The 13,372-nt window shown below is 73.0% G+C and carries 11 protein-coding genes; 3 read left to right on the top strand and 8 right to left on the bottom strand.

Annotation, left to right across the window (positions count from 1 at the left end):
* Positions 1-208: 208 nt before the first annotated feature.
* The 3 genes from C1I99_RS21170 to ngcE all read right to left on the bottom strand — a co-directional run bounded on the left by C1I99_RS21170 (position 209) and on the right by ngcE (position 3,495).
* Positions 209-1,105, bottom strand: a complete 897-nt coding sequence (locus tag C1I99_RS21170) for a carbohydrate ABC transporter permease (RefSeq protein ID WP_111135962.1) — start codon at positions 1,103-1,105, stop codon at positions 209-211.
* The gene (locus C1I99_RS21175) at positions 1,102-2,010 is read right to left on the bottom strand and encodes a carbohydrate ABC transporter permease (RefSeq protein WP_111135963.1); all 909 of its coding nucleotides are present in this window, start codon (positions 2,008-2,010) and stop codon (positions 1,102-1,104) included. The genes C1I99_RS21170 and C1I99_RS21175 overlap by 4 nt, the downstream gene beginning before the upstream one ends.
* 69 nt (positions 2,011-2,079) lie before the next feature.
* Complete coding sequence (gene ngcE, locus C1I99_RS21180) at positions 2,080-3,495, bottom strand: N-acetylglucosamine/diacetylchitobiose ABC transporter substrate-binding protein (RefSeq protein ID WP_111135964.1); 1,416 nt, start codon at positions 3,493-3,495, stop codon at positions 2,080-2,082.
* Between the two features lie 196 nt (positions 3,496-3,691).
* Here ngcE and C1I99_RS21185 point away from each other — a divergent pair, with 196 nt between their 5' ends.
* Entirely contained in the window at positions 3,692-5,152 is a 1,461-nt protein-coding gene (locus C1I99_RS21185; RefSeq protein ID WP_111135965.1) for an acyltransferase family protein, read from the top strand.
* On the opposite strand, the gene C1I99_RS21190 is transcribed toward C1I99_RS21185, so the two are convergent.
* The gene (locus C1I99_RS21190) at positions 5,124-6,614 is read right to left on the bottom strand and encodes a CoA-acylating methylmalonate-semialdehyde dehydrogenase (RefSeq protein WP_111135966.1); all 1,491 of its coding nucleotides are present in this window, start codon (positions 6,612-6,614) and stop codon (positions 5,124-5,126) included. The genes C1I99_RS21185 and C1I99_RS21190 overlap by 29 nt on opposite strands.
* Entirely contained in the window at positions 6,611-7,915 is a 1,305-nt protein-coding gene (locus tag C1I99_RS21195; RefSeq protein WP_111135967.1) for an aspartate aminotransferase family protein, read from the bottom strand. Before C1I99_RS21195 ends, C1I99_RS21190 begins: the two co-directional genes overlap by 4 nt.
* A gap of 162 nt (positions 7,916-8,077) precedes the next feature.
* Between C1I99_RS21195 and C1I99_RS21200 the strand changes: the two genes are divergently transcribed.
* Positions 8,078-8,977 (top strand): glutamate cyclase domain-containing protein, encoded by a 900-nt coding sequence (locus tag C1I99_RS21200; protein WP_111135968.1) that lies wholly within the window; start codon positions 8,078-8,080, stop codon positions 8,975-8,977.
* Between the two features lie 4 nt (positions 8,978-8,981).
* Here the strand turns inward: C1I99_RS21200 and C1I99_RS21205 are convergent, their stop codons facing one another.
* A complete protein-coding gene (locus C1I99_RS21205; RefSeq protein WP_111135969.1) occupies positions 8,982-9,977 on the bottom strand; it encodes a hypothetical protein in 996 nt (331 codons plus the stop codon).
* Between the two features lie 31 nt (positions 9,978-10,008).
* A complete protein-coding gene (locus C1I99_RS21210) occupies positions 10,009-10,878 on the bottom strand; it encodes a hypothetical protein (RefSeq protein WP_146604009.1) in 870 nt (289 codons plus the stop codon).
* A 103-nt stretch (positions 10,879-10,981) separates the two neighbouring features.
* Here C1I99_RS21210 and C1I99_RS21215 point away from each other — a divergent pair, with 103 nt between their 5' ends.
* Positions 10,982-11,980, top strand: coding sequence for a hypothetical protein (locus C1I99_RS21215; RefSeq protein ID WP_233512628.1), 999 nt, complete (start codon positions 10,982-10,984; stop codon positions 11,978-11,980).
* A 103-nt stretch (positions 11,981-12,083) separates the two neighbouring features.
* Here the strand turns inward: C1I99_RS21215 and murD are convergent.
* Positions 12,084-13,372, bottom strand: a 1,289-nt coding sequence (murD, locus tag C1I99_RS21220; RefSeq protein WP_233512629.1) for a UDP-N-acetylmuramoyl-L-alanine--D-glutamate ligase, incomplete at its 5' end; no start/stop codon positions are given.

Raw genomic sequence — 13,372 nt, forward strand, 5'->3', positions numbered from 1 at the left:
CGCCCACCCGCTCCCCTCGACCCGCCTGCCGCCGCGCCCGTGGTGTCAGGACCCGGCCATCAGATCAGAAGCGGTCAACACCCGCCACGCCTTCGCCGACAGGTGGGCCCGGACACTGGTCCACCCGGACTCCCGCGACAGGGCGGCGTCGGCCCCGGCTCACGGCCGTCGCCCCGACCCAGGGGCACGATCGCGTGGGGCTGGGCGGCTACTTGAGCTGGCCGGCGGTGAGGCCGGACTGGACCTGGCGCTGGAAGATGACGTACACCAGCAACACCGGGACCACCGCGATGGTGAGGCCGGCGAAGAGCCGGGCGTAGTCGCCGGCGTAGCCCTGGCTGACCGACAGTGCGAAGAGCCCCTGGGCGAGCACCCACTTCGACTCGTCACCCTGCATGAGCACCTGGGGCAGCAGGAACTGGTTCCAGTGGCTGAGGAAGTTGAAGATGCCGACACTGATCAGTCCCGGACGCGCCATCGGCAGCATCACCTGGAAGAAGAGCCGGAAGTGCCCGCACCCGTCGACCAGTGCCGCCTCCGCCACCGTGGTGGGCAGGGTGCGGAAGAACGCGGTCAGGAAGAAGACCGTGAACGGCAGCGAGTACGCCGCGTAGACCAGGATCAGCCCGGTCCAGGTGCCGAAGAGCCCGGCGTTGCGCACCACGAAGAACAGCGGCACCAGGGCGAGGAAGACCGGGAACATCAGCCCACCCACGAACAGGTAGTAGACGACCTGCTTGCCGCGGAACTCGTAGCGGGCGAAGACGTACGCGGCGGTGGCGCCCATCAGCATGGTGAGGCTGACCGAGCCGGCCACCACCACCAGGCTGTTGAGGAAGTAGCGGCCGATGTTCGCGCCGGTCCAGGCCCGGGCCCAGTTGTCGAGGCGCAGCTCGCCGGGGAGCCCCCACGGGTCGGCCAGGATCTCCGCGTTGCTCTTGAAGGAGCTGAGGAACATCCAGAGCAGCGGCAGCACGGTCACCGCGCCCCAGAACAGCAGGAAGCCGTGGGAGAGCAGGTTGGCCACGCCCAGCTCGCGACGCACCGGACGGTCGGCGGGGGTGGCGGCCGGGGTGGCCGGTGCGGCCCTGTCGAGAGTGGTCATGAGAACTCGATCCGATCACGCTTGCCGGCCCGCAGCGCCAGCACCGCCACCGAGAGGGTCAGGAAGAACATCACCACGCCGATCGCCGAGGCGTAGCCGAACTTGGTCTCGCTGCCGAACGCGGTGTCGTACATCCGCACGCCGATGACGTCGGTGGAGAAGTTGGGGCCGCCGTTGGTCATCAGCTGCACCAGGATGAACCCGTCCAAGGCGAAGATGGCCAGGTAGACCCAGGCGACCTGGACGGTGTCCCACAACAGCGGGATGGTCACCTTCCGCAGCGTGGTCAGCCGGGAGGCCCCGTCGAGCAGCACCGCCTCGTAGATCTCCTTCGGGATCGCCGACATGGCCGCGCCGAAGAGCACCACGTAGAAGCCGATGTTGCTCCAGACCATCACCGCCAGCAAACACCAGAAGGCGGTCCTCGGGTCGCCGAGCCAGGTCGGCGCGGCGAGGCCGACGGCGTGTAGGGCGCTGGTGAGCAGCCCCTTGTTCGGGTGGTAGACCTCCTTCCACAGCAGGGCGATGATGACCACCGAGAGCACCTGGGGGAAGAAGTAGACCGTGCGGTAGAAGGCCGAGCCCCGCACCCCGCTGACGCCGGCCCGCCCCTTACGGCCGCCCATGGTGAGCATGGTGGCGAAGAAGAGGCCGAGCGCGATCGTCAGCACCGGCACCAGCGCCAGCAGGACCGCGTTGTTCTGCAACGCGTTCCAGACGTATTCGTCGTTCCACAGCGTCCGGAAGTTCGCCAGCCCGACGTAGTTGGCGTCGGCGGAGTAGCCGAGCCAGTCGGTGGTGGAGATCTGGAACGCCTGCAGGTACGGCGATACGACGAAGACGACGTAGAGCAGCACCGGCGGCACCAGGAAGGTGACGATCAGCGGGTACTTGCCATGTCTCACGATGAGGTCCTACCTCCCAGCGGCGGGCCCGGTGGGAGCGGGGTGGGCCCGCTCCCACCGCACCGGGTCTCAGACGGCCCGCTTGTACTTCTTGATCGAGCTGTCCTGGGCGATCGAGTCGGCGCCCTTCTGGCACTGGTCGAGGAACTCCGCCGGGCCGATTCGGCCGCTGAAGAACTCGCCGCACGCGGCGTCGACGAGGTTGCGCTCCAGCTTGCGGTAGTAGTTGTTGTAGACCCAGTTGAAGCCGTTGGCACCGGAGGCGTCCAACGCCTTGACCACGGTGCTCAACCCGAACGGCAGCTCGACGCCCTCGGTGGCGCCGGCCACCACGGTCAGGCTGGACACCTTCTTCGTGAAGTCCTGCGCGCCCCTCTTCGACAGCATCACCCGGAAGTACTCCAGGCCGCCGGCGAGGTTCTTCGCCTTGGCCGGCACCATGAACGGCTCGCCGGCGGTGCCGCGGATCGCTTCGAAGGGCAGCTTGTCGCCGGCCCCGAGGCTCGGGGTCGGCTGGACGGTCATGTTGAACCCGGCCGGGGTGACGTCCTTCTGCTCGCTCTCCAGCCACGAGCCGCAGGAGATGAAGGCGGCTTTGCCCTGGCACCACGCGGTCTGCGACTGCTTGTGGTCCAGGCCCGGCGAGCCCTCAAGGATGTACTTGTCCTTGACGATCTGGTGCCAGGCGTCGGCGGCGGCCTTCATCGCGTCGGACTTCCAGGCGTTGGGCTCCAGGTTGTCGATCGCGGTGGCGACCTGCGGCCCGCCGAACTTGATGGCGGTGGAGATCAACGGCCAGCTCATGTAGCGGGGGTGCGCGCCCGCGTACGTCCAGGGGGCGATGCCCGCGGCTTTGATCTGCTTGCACAGCGCGACGTGGTCGTCCCAGGTCTTGGCGTACTCCCAGTTGCGCTCGGTGAAGAGTTTGGTGGAGTGCCAGATGCCGTAGACGGTGTAGGTGTAGTTCATCACCAGGAACCTGCCGTCGTACGAGCCGACCTCGACCGCGCCCGGCAGCAGCGTGTCCCTGACCGTCTTGCCTGGGATGTCGAGGCTCGGGGCGGCGAGCAGCTCGCCCAGGTCGGCGAGGGCGTTCTGCGACACCAGCCCGTTGAAGTCGATCTGGCCGGCGCCGGAGTTGTTGACCACGTCCGGCGGGGTGCCGTCGACGAAACGCGGCTGCAGGGTCTTGCTGATCTCCTGGGTCGCCGAGTGGTTGATCTTCGCCTTCGGGTACTTCTCCGTGTACATGGCCTCGTGGGCCTTGGCGTACTCCTCGCCGAAGCCGCCGTTGAAGATCACCACCTCGAGCGGCGCGTCCTCCTTGACCCCCAGCGGGTTCTGCTCGCTCCTGGTGCCCTGGTAGGTGCCGGCATCGCCCTTGTCGTCACCGCCACCGGTGGCGCAGCCGGCGAGCAGGCCGGCGGCGGGGGTGGCCAGCAGGCCGGCAGCGGCGCTGCGCCGCAGGATGTCACGCCTGTTCATGGTCTCTCCTCGGGTCCGGTGCGGGCGGGCGCCGATGCGGGGGTGGCGTCCGCCGTTCGAGGTGTAGGGGGAATTTGTCTTCAGTTAGCACTATCTTGCTGAAGAATTTCTACGGCAGCGGGGCGCGGACTTCAAGACCCGGCCACCGAACCGTTATCACCACCAGCGAAACCGGGCCTGGCCTAGGCTCGGATCCATGCGCCGACTGCGGCAACTCGCCGCGCGGACGCCCGCCAGTCGGGAACGCTACGTCGACCTGCTCCGGGCGCTCGCGATCATCATGGTGATGCTCGGCCACTGGGCGGTCGCCGCGATCGACGAGACCGCCACCGGGCGGCCCACCGCGCGCTCCGCACTGCCCGAACTGCCCTGGGCGTACCCACTGACCTGGGCAGCCCAGGTGATGCCGGTCTTCTTCGTGGTCGGCGGGTTCGCCAACGCCGCGTCGCTGACCTCCCGCCGCGCTCGTGGCGGCGATGCCACCGACTGGCTGCTGGGCCGGAGCGCCCGGCTGCTGCGCCCCACCACCGCCCTGCTGCTCACACTCGCAGCCGGCGCACTGGTGGCCCGGCTGGCCGGCGTGGAGGCCACCCTGATCCGCCCCGTCGTCTGGTTCGCCACCATCCCGCTCTGGTTCCTCGCCGCCTACCTGGTGGTGGTCCCGTTGACCCCGCCGATGCACGCGCTGCACCGGCGCTTCGGGCTGGCCGTGCCGCTGGTGCTGGCGGCGCTGGTGACCCTCGGCGACGTGGGCCGGGCAGTCGGCCCGGCCGATCTGGCGCTGCCCAACTACCTCTTCGGCTGGCTCGCCGTCCACCAGCTCGGCTTCGCCTGGTACGACGCCCACGCCGACCGGCTCGGGCGGGACGACAGCCCCGCGCGGCCCGGGCACCCCGAGCCGGCGCGGCCCGACCCGGGGCGCGGCCTGCGCACCCGACGGTTGCCGATGTCCCGGCGGGCCGGGTGGGCGGCGCTGCTCGGTGGGCTGGCCGCCGCGGTGCTGCTGACCGGCGTGGGTCCGTACCCGGTCAGCATGCTCAACGTGCCCGGCGAGCGGCTGGACAACGCCGCGCCACCCAGCCTGGCGCTGCTCACCGTCACCACCGCCCAGCTCGGGCTGATCCTGCTGCTGCGTGACCCGGCCGAACGCTGGCTGCACCGCTCCCGGCCCTGGCAGGCGGTGATCGCGGTGAACGCGGTGGTGCTGACCGTCTTCCTCTGGCACCTGACCGCCGCGATCCTGCTGGTGGGCGCGCTGGACGCGGTGGGCTGGCTGCCCACCCCGGCGGTGGACACCACCGCCTGGCTGGCCTGGCGGGTGCCCTGGGTGCTGATGCTGACGGTGGTGCTGGCCGCCCTGGTCGCCGTCTTCGGCCGGATCGAGACGGGCAGCAGCCGGACCGCGGGCGGACGCCCGGGCAAGGCCCACCGCCCGCGGGGAGACGGGCGAGCCGCCGACCCCGGCCGGCGGGCGACCGTGCGCAGCGTGCTCACCGCCGCCGGCTTCACCGCCGTGGCGTACGGCCTGGTGGTCAATGCCCAGGCACCGAAGTTCGCGCCCGAACCGCTGGGGCTGCCGGCCGCCGCCCTGGTGGCGTACCTGGCCGGGGCCGGCACCCTGCGGCTGCTCAGATCTGGGTGGGGAAGCCGAGGTTGACCCCGCCGTGCCGGGGGTCCAGCCAGCGGCTGGTGACCACCTTGCCCCGGGTGAAGAAGCGAACCCCGTCCTCGCCGTGCGCATGCAGGTCGCCGAAGAGCGAGGACTTCCAGCCACCGAAGGAGTAGTACGCCATCGGCACCGGGATCGGCACGTTGATCCCGACCATGCCCACCTCGACCTCGTGCTGGTAACGCCGGGCGGCCCCACCGTCGTTGGTGAAGATCGCGGTGCCGTTGCCGTACGGGCTGGCGTTGACCAGCTCCACCGCCTCGCCGTACGAGCCGACCCGGAGAACGCTGAGCACCGGGCCGAAGATCTCGTCGGTGTAGATCGACATCTCCGGGGTGACGTGGTCGAAGAGCGTCGGGCCGAGCCAGAACCCGGCCGCGTCCCCGTCCGGCTCGACGTCCCGCCCGTCGACCACCGGCACCGCGCCGGCGGCCACCCCGGCCTCGACGTACGAGCGGACCTTCGCCGCGTGCGCGGCGGTGACCAGCGGGCCCATGTCGCAGCCGCGCCGGCCGTCGCCGGTGCGCAACCCGGCCATCCGCTCGGCGATCCTCCCGACCAGGGCGTCGGCGACCGGCTCGACCACGACCAGCGCCGAGATCGCCATGCACCGCTCCCCCGCCGAGCCGAAGCCCGCGTTCACCGCCGCGTCGGCGGCCAGGTCCAGGTCGGCGTCGGGGAGCACCACCATGTGGTTCTTCGCCCCGCCGAGTGCCTGCACCCGCTTGCCGGCGGCGGTGCCCCGCTGGTAGACGTACCGGGCGATCGGGGTGGAGCCGACGAACGACACCGCCTTCACGTCCGGATGGTCCAGCAGCGCGTCGACCGCCTCCTTGTCGCCGTTGACCACGTTCAGCACCCCGTCGGGCAGGCCGGCCTCGGCGAACCACTCGGCCAGCAGCAGCGCCGCGCTCGGGTCCTTCTCGCTCGGCTTGAGCACCACCGCGTTGCCGCAGGCCACCGCGACCGGGATGAACCACAGCGGCACCATCACCGGGAAGTTGAACGGGGAGATCACCGCGACCACACCGAGCGGCTGGCGCAGACTGTACGAGTCGACCTCGGTGGAGACGTTCTCGCTGAACCCGCCGCGCAACGCCGACGGGATGCCGCAGGCGTACTCGACCACCTCCAGGCCGCGCTGCACCTCGCCGGCGGCGTCGGCCAGCACCTTGCCGTGCTCGGCGGTGATCACCTCGGCGAGCCGGTGCCGCCGGGCGTTGACCAGCTCACGGAAGGCGAACAGCACCGCCGTCCGCTTCGCCAGCGAGGCGTCGCGCCAGGCCCGGGCCGCCCGTGCGGCGGCCTGCACCGCGTCCGCCACGTCCGCGGCCGAGGCAAGCTCCACCTCGCCGGTACGCCGGCCGGTGGCCGGGTCGAACACCTCCCCCCGCCGCGCGGAGGCGCCGCTGACCCGCTTGCCGTCGACAAAATGGCCGATCGTGGTCACGGCGCCACCTCCGCCTGGGCGCAGGAGCGGATGGCGTCGACCAGGATCGCCAGGCCCTCGCGGGCCTCGTCCTCGGTCAGCGTCAGCGGCGGACCCATCCGCAACACGTTGCCGTACAGGCCGCCCTTGCCGGCGAGCAGGCCGCCGGCCCGGCACGCCTCGAAGACCCGGGTGGTCAGCGCGGGGTCCGGTTCCGTGGTCCCCGGCCGGACGAACTCCACGCCGAGCATCAGGCCCTTGCCGCGTACCTCGGCGACGCAGTCCAGCCCGGCCACCGCGGCGCGCAGGCCGTCGGCGAGGATCGCGCCGGTGCGGGCCGCGTTGGCCTGCAGGTCGTGGTCGAGCAGGTAGTCCAGCACCGCGTTGCCGGCAGCAGTGGAGACCGGGTTGCCGCCGAAGGTGGAGAAGCTGATCGCCGGCACCGACTCCAGCACGTCGGCCCGGCCGACCACGCCGGCCAGCGCGAAGCCGTTGCCGACGCCCTTGGCGAAGGTCAGCAGGTCCGGGGTGACGCCGTGCGCCTGATAGCCCCAGAAGTGCTCGCCGGTACGACCCCAGCCGGTCTGCACCTCGTCGGAGACGAACAGGATGCCGTGCTCGTCGAGGACCTTCTTCCAGGCGGCGAAGAGCCCGTCCGGGCCGTGCACGAAGCCGCCGACGCCCTGGATCGGCTCGGCGATCAGGCAGGCCACGTTGCCGGCGGTCTGGGTGGCGAGCACCTCGCGCAGGTCCTCCACCGCCGCCTCGATCCGGTCGGCGGGGTCGAGCCGGGCCAGCAGGCCGCGCAGCCGCTCGCCGGAGTGCAGCCAGGCCACCTGAAGCGGGTTCAGCGCACTGGCCGACCAGCCGCGGTTGCCGGTGACGCCCATCGCCGCGTACGACCGGCCGTGGTAGCTGTTGCGCACCGCGAGGATCTGGTGCGACCGGCGGTGGTTCGTCGCCACCAGCAGCGCCGCCTCGTTCGCCTCCGTGCCGGAGTTGGTGAAGAAGACCCGGGCGTCCGGGATGCCGGAGAGCCGGGCGACCTTCTCGGCCAGCTCCACCTGCTGCCGGATCAGGTAGAGCGTCGAGGTGTGCACGATGCCGGTGCGGATCTGCCGCTCGACGGCCTCGCGGATCTCCGGGATGTCGTAGCCAATCATGTTGGTCAGCACACCGCCGAAAAAGTCCAGGTAGCTGCGCCCCTGGGCGTCGGTCACCCGGCGGCCGGAACCGGAGACCAGCTCGATCGGCTCGGCGTAGTAGAGCGGCATCCAGGACGGGAGCACGGCCCGGTGCCGGGCCAGCAGGTCGTCGGTCATCGGCGCACCTCTCAGCGGCGTTCGCGGTTACCGCACGCTTTCACCCTCCGACGGATCGGACAACTGGCACTGTGTAGCGCGGCGATGGCCCCGGCCTGACAGCGCGTCAACCGGCTCGCGGTCATACCCTGGGTCGGTCCGGCGCTGTCGAGGAGGTGTGCCGTGCGGGTGGAGGAAACGATCGCCGAGCTGGAGCGGGTGGCCGCGCGGGAGGTGGGCCGGGGCAGCGCCAAGCTGGCCGCGCCGGTCGCGGGCGACCTGCTCGCCGCCGCCCGCTCGATCGCCGGGCGATCCACTCTCGACGCGGCCGTGTTCACCGGCTTCTTCATCCCCGCCGCCGACCCGCCCGCCGCGGAGACCGACGGCCCGATCGGGGCGGTCCAGCTCGCCGCCGCGCTGCGGGCGCTGGGCGGCCAGGTCCGGCTGGTCACCGACGCACCGTGCGCGCCGGTGCTCGACGCCGCGCTGGCCGCCGCCGGCTGCGACGCCCCGCTGGAGGTGGCTCCCCTGACCGGGTACGACGCCTGGGCTGACGCCGCGCTGCCCCGCTACGCAGGGCTGTCGCACCTGATCGCCTGCGAGCGGGTCGGTCCCAGCGCCGACGGCCGCCCGCGCAACATGCGGGGCGAGGACATCGGCGGGCATACCGCCTCCCTGGACCGGCTCTACGCCGCCGGTCCCGGCTACCGGATCGGCATCGGTGACGGCGGCAACGAGCTGGGCATGGGCCGGCTGCCGGCGGAGCTGGTGGCCCGGGTGGTGGACCGGGGCGAGCGGATCCGGTGCGGGGTCGACTGCGACGCCCTGCTCGTCGGCGGCACCTCGAACTGGGCCGCCGCGGCGCTGGTCGGCGCGCTGGCGCTGCTGCGCCCCGAGGTGAGCATCCTGCGCGACCTGCTCCGCCCCGAGTGGTCCTACGACGTGCTGGCCGCGATCGTGCTGCACGCCGGGGCGGTCGATGGCGTACGCCGGCGGGCCGAGCTGAGCGTGGACGGGCTGGACTGGCCCGCGTACGCCGAACCGCTGGCCCGGATCGCGGAGCTGGCGGCCGGGGGGCGGTGAACGGTCAGCCGCCCCGGCCGAGGTCGTCGCCGACCGGCATATCCCGGCGGCGGATGGGCCCGCTGAGGCCGGCCGCCGGGCGCCGCGCCTCCCGCTCGTTGCGGGGCGGGTTGGTGGGCACCCGACCGTTCTCCGTGCTGCCAGCCGGCGCGCCCCCGGCCGGGACGGCGCTCCCGGCCGCCTCGCCGGCCGGCGGCCCGTCCCGGCCCGGCCGGGCCGCCGGTGCCGCCGGTGCCGCCGGAGGCCCCGCGGCGCCGGTACGGCGCCGCCGTCCGCGCAGCGGCAGGTGCAGTGCGCTGGAGACGAGGCCGAACGCGGCCCAGCCGGCGGCCAGGGCGACGGCCGGCGACACGCCCTGGAGGTAGTGGTAGGCGGTGAGGAAGCCGACCAGGGCGAGGCTGTTGCGGGCGAAGTGCCGGCTGAACTCAGCCAGGTGGTGGCGGGCCTCGACGGCGACCAGCACCCCGGAGTAGGGGAAGGTCACCACCATGCCGCGCAGCAGCTGGCCGAGGAGCGCGGTCAGCACCGCGCCGAGGAAGATCACCACCAGCTTGGCCGGCGCGGGCAGGCCGTTCCGGCGCGCGTCGACCGGCTGCGCCGCAACCGGCGAACCACCCACGGGAGCGGTGCGGCGGGCGCGGCGGCGCAGCACCGCCATGGCCAGCAGCCAGAGGAGCACCGTGCCGGCCAGGGCCGGCTCGAACGGCACCGGGACGGCCAGCAGACCCGCGCTCAGCGCCACGTACCCGCCGACCCCGGCCAGGTCGGCGAGGAGGATCGGCCAGCGCAGCCGGTGGTGGGTCAGCGCCACGGTGACGAAGAAGAGGTTGAGGCCCAGCACCCCGAGCAGCTGGGCGCCGTCCACCTCGTACCCGGTGGTGACCAGGGCCAGCGTCATCGGCAGCGGCAGGCTGTAGACCAGAGCCCGCAGCCGTACCGAGCGGATCAGGCTGACCGCCCACACCACCGCCGTCACGAGCAGGACGGCACCCCAGGTCATGTCCGGCCCACCCGCCGCGCGTCCCCGTCGGTCATCGGTAGGTCGCCTCCCGGGCGCAGGCCGCGAAGGCCGTCCGCAGCCGTTCCAGGTCCTGCGGGTTGACGGAGAACTGGTTCAGGCTGATCTCACCGTGCGCGCTCATCGTCGGCTCCCAGGCACTCGTCCCGTCCCAGAGTGCCAGATTGACGTGCAGATCGGGCCGCACGGCACCCCAGCGCAGCAGCCCCACCCGGACCCCGGCCCGGCGCTGCGTCTCGACCAACTCGGACAGCTCGTCGGAGATCGCGGCGTGGACGAAGATGCGGGTGATCCGCACCCCCCGCACCAGCGCCTCCACGTTGGCCGCCCAGTACGTCCGGCCGATGTCGCTATGCCACCAGCTCAACTCGCCGCTGGCCCGGGGCATCACGTGGGTCACCGCGTCCATCGACCGGGCGCAGTCACGGATCCCGGCGAGCAGGTCCTCGTAGTCGTCACCGGGCCGGACGATCCGCCCGGCGCGCAGCTGCTCGGTCTCGGCCCGGAACCGCTCGAAACGGCGCCGGGTCTCCTCCGCCACCCGGGTACCCGGGTGCGCCTCGACCGCCTCCCGCGCGGCGGTGACCAGCGGCGGTACCGCGTGCACCAGCCAGGTCGGGCCCTCCAGCAGGGTCCGCAGGTGGAACCGGCGCTCGGCGCGGGCCAGCGAGTCGACCAGCAGCGAGATGGTGACGCCCATCAAACCGGCCAGCAGCGACTCCACCCCGGTGGCGGCGTTGGTGAGGTCGAGCGTGACGGACAGCGAGATCGACAACGCGATACCGATCAGCGCCACCGGATCCGTGTGGGCCAGCAGCCGGACCAGGCCGCTGGCCGACCCGGTGCGGCCCCTGGGACGTCGACGCAGCACATCGTCTGCCATCGGCAACCTCCGGGGTCGATTCGATGACGACAGAGTACGGCCGATCCACAACGGACCGTGGTCAGCGGCGGGTCCGGTCCCGGCCCGCCGGTACGATCCGGCGGTGCGGATCGGGGACGTGGCGCTGCCCACCGGGGCGGCCGGGGTGACCGAGGCGGAGCTGGCCGCCGGCGTACGGGCCTGGGTGGACTCGCCGCCGCTGCGTGCCCTGGTCGACCGCTTCGGCGGCGACTGGCCGGCCGGTGACCTGGCCGACGTGCTGGCCGGGCTGGACGAGTTCTCCGGGCGGTACTGGGACTTCCGGGGCGGCCGGGAACGGCCCGAGGCTCGGGAACCCACGTTCGACCCGGGCACCACCTGCCTGGTGCTCGCCGCCGCGACCGCGCTCGGCCTGGTCCGTCCGGCGGCGCCGGCCCGGCCGGCGTACGCCCACCTGGTGGTGCTGGGTGGGCTGGCGCACGGCTGCCTGCGCCGGGTCGCGTACGCCGCGCACCTGGTGCGCAACGGCACCGCGGTGACCGGCGAGGTCGCCGCGCTGGGCAGCTTCCGCCCGCTGTCCGAGCAGGAGCGGCGCGTCCTCGCCGACGCCGGCGTCGAGCCGGGCGAGACCGAGGTGGCGGCGCTGGACGCGGCGGTCCGCCGGGCGTTCGGGGTGACCGGCCCGCCCGAGGAGGACGGTCACGACGCCGGCCACCCGCACCACTCCTGGTCGTCGCGCACCTACCGGCCCGCCGGCACCCCGCCGGTGCGGGTGCTCGCCGCCCCGTCCAGCGAGCCCGGACGCCGCGCGCACACCGCCGACACCCAGCGCTTCTGGGCCGGGCGGGTACGCCTCTCCCCCGGCGACCCGGTGCTGCTGGTGACCGCGCCGATCTACGTGCCCTTCCAGCACTGCGACGCGCTGCGCACCCTGGCCCTGCCGTACCGCTGCGGGATCGAGACGGTGGGCGTCGACCCGGCCCTGCCGGCGCTGGCGGCGCTGCCCGAGCCGGCGCCCACCCCGGGGCGCTACCTACAGGAGATCCGCTCGGCGATCCGCGCGATGCGCGCCCTGCACGCCGCGCTGCGCCCGACGGGCCCGGTCGGGCCGCCCGGTCCGTGACCGCCCCGCGGTGGCAACCTCCGGCTCGGCGACAGCGCCAGATCGCCCTTCGCTGCCCGGCCTGCACCGGGGCGGATCGCCCGGCGGCGGGCGCCCTCGGCGCTCAGCCGGCGGCGGTGTCCCGGACGGCCTGGGCGAAGACCTCGGAGCGGTGCTCCCAGTTGCGGAACCGGCCGTAGCTCGGCGCCGCCGGGGACAGCAGCACCACCCCGCCGGCGGGGGTGAGTTCGCGGGCCAGCCGGACGGCGTCGACCAGGTCGTCGACCACCTCGACGCGGACCTTGGGCAGCCCGGCGAGCGCCGCGACGATCCGGGGCCCGCTGTCCGGGATGCCGATGACGGTGATCTCCCGCTCGGCGAGGTGCTCACGCAGCGGGCCGTAGTCCAATCCCCGGTCGGTGCCGCCCACGATCACCGTCAACGGCCGCCCCTCGTACGCGTCGATCGCGTGCATGGCCGCGTACGGGCTGGTGGCGAGGGTGTCGTCGACGAAGGTGAGGCCGGACGGGTCGGCGATCTCGGTGAGCCGGTGGGCCAGCCCCTGGAACTCCGCGACGGCCACCGCGAGGCTGTCCTTGCGGGCGACCACGTCGACGCCGAGCGCGTCCAGCACGGCGAGCGCGACACACAGGTTGCCCTCGTTGTGCCGGCCGACCAGGGGCAGCACCGCGCGCGGGAAGAGCGGCTGGTCAGCCAGGTGGAACCAGGGGGTGCCGTCCGGACCGCCGGCCACGTGGGCGGTGTCCGGGGTGCCGGCACGCACTGCCGCGCGGTCACCCAGTTCCAGGGCGAGCCGCGGGTCGGCGCCGTTGACCACCACCGTCCGCGGGCCGTACGCGATCAGGTTGAGCTTGTCCCGGTAGTACTCCCGCTCCCCGCCGTGCGCGTCCAGGTGCTCGGGGAAGAGCGCGGTGACCACCGCCACTCGGGGGGAGTCGGTCAGGTCGCTGCACTGATAGCTGGAGAGTTCCAGCACGTACAGCTCGGCCTCCGGCAGGTCCAGCGTCGGCACCCCGATGTTGCCGCCGAAGACGTTGGGCCGCTCCACCGCGGCGAGCAGGTGGCTGATCAGGCTGGACGTGGTGCTCTTGCCCTTGCTGCCGGTCACCCCGACGGTGCGGTCGGCGTGGTCGGCCATCCAGAGCGCCGTCCCCTGCGTCACGGTCACTCCGCGCCGGCGCAGCTCGACCAGCCACGGGTGGGTCTGCGGGACGCCGGGCGAGCGGACCACCACGTCCGCGGCGGCCAGCCGGGCGAAGCCCTCCTCCCCCGTGACCAGCGGCGCGGCCTCGGCCAGCGGCCCGTCCCAGGGCAGCGTGAGGAAGTTCGCACTGTCGTCGACCACGACCAGGCCGGCCGGGCCGTGCGCGGCGATGGCGGTCACCGCGGCCC

Origin of the sequence: Micromonospora deserti (genome assembly GCF_003236335.1) — a bacterium.
Classification (GTDB): domain Bacteria; phylum Actinomycetota; class Actinomycetes; order Mycobacteriales; family Micromonosporaceae; genus Micromonospora; species Micromonospora deserti.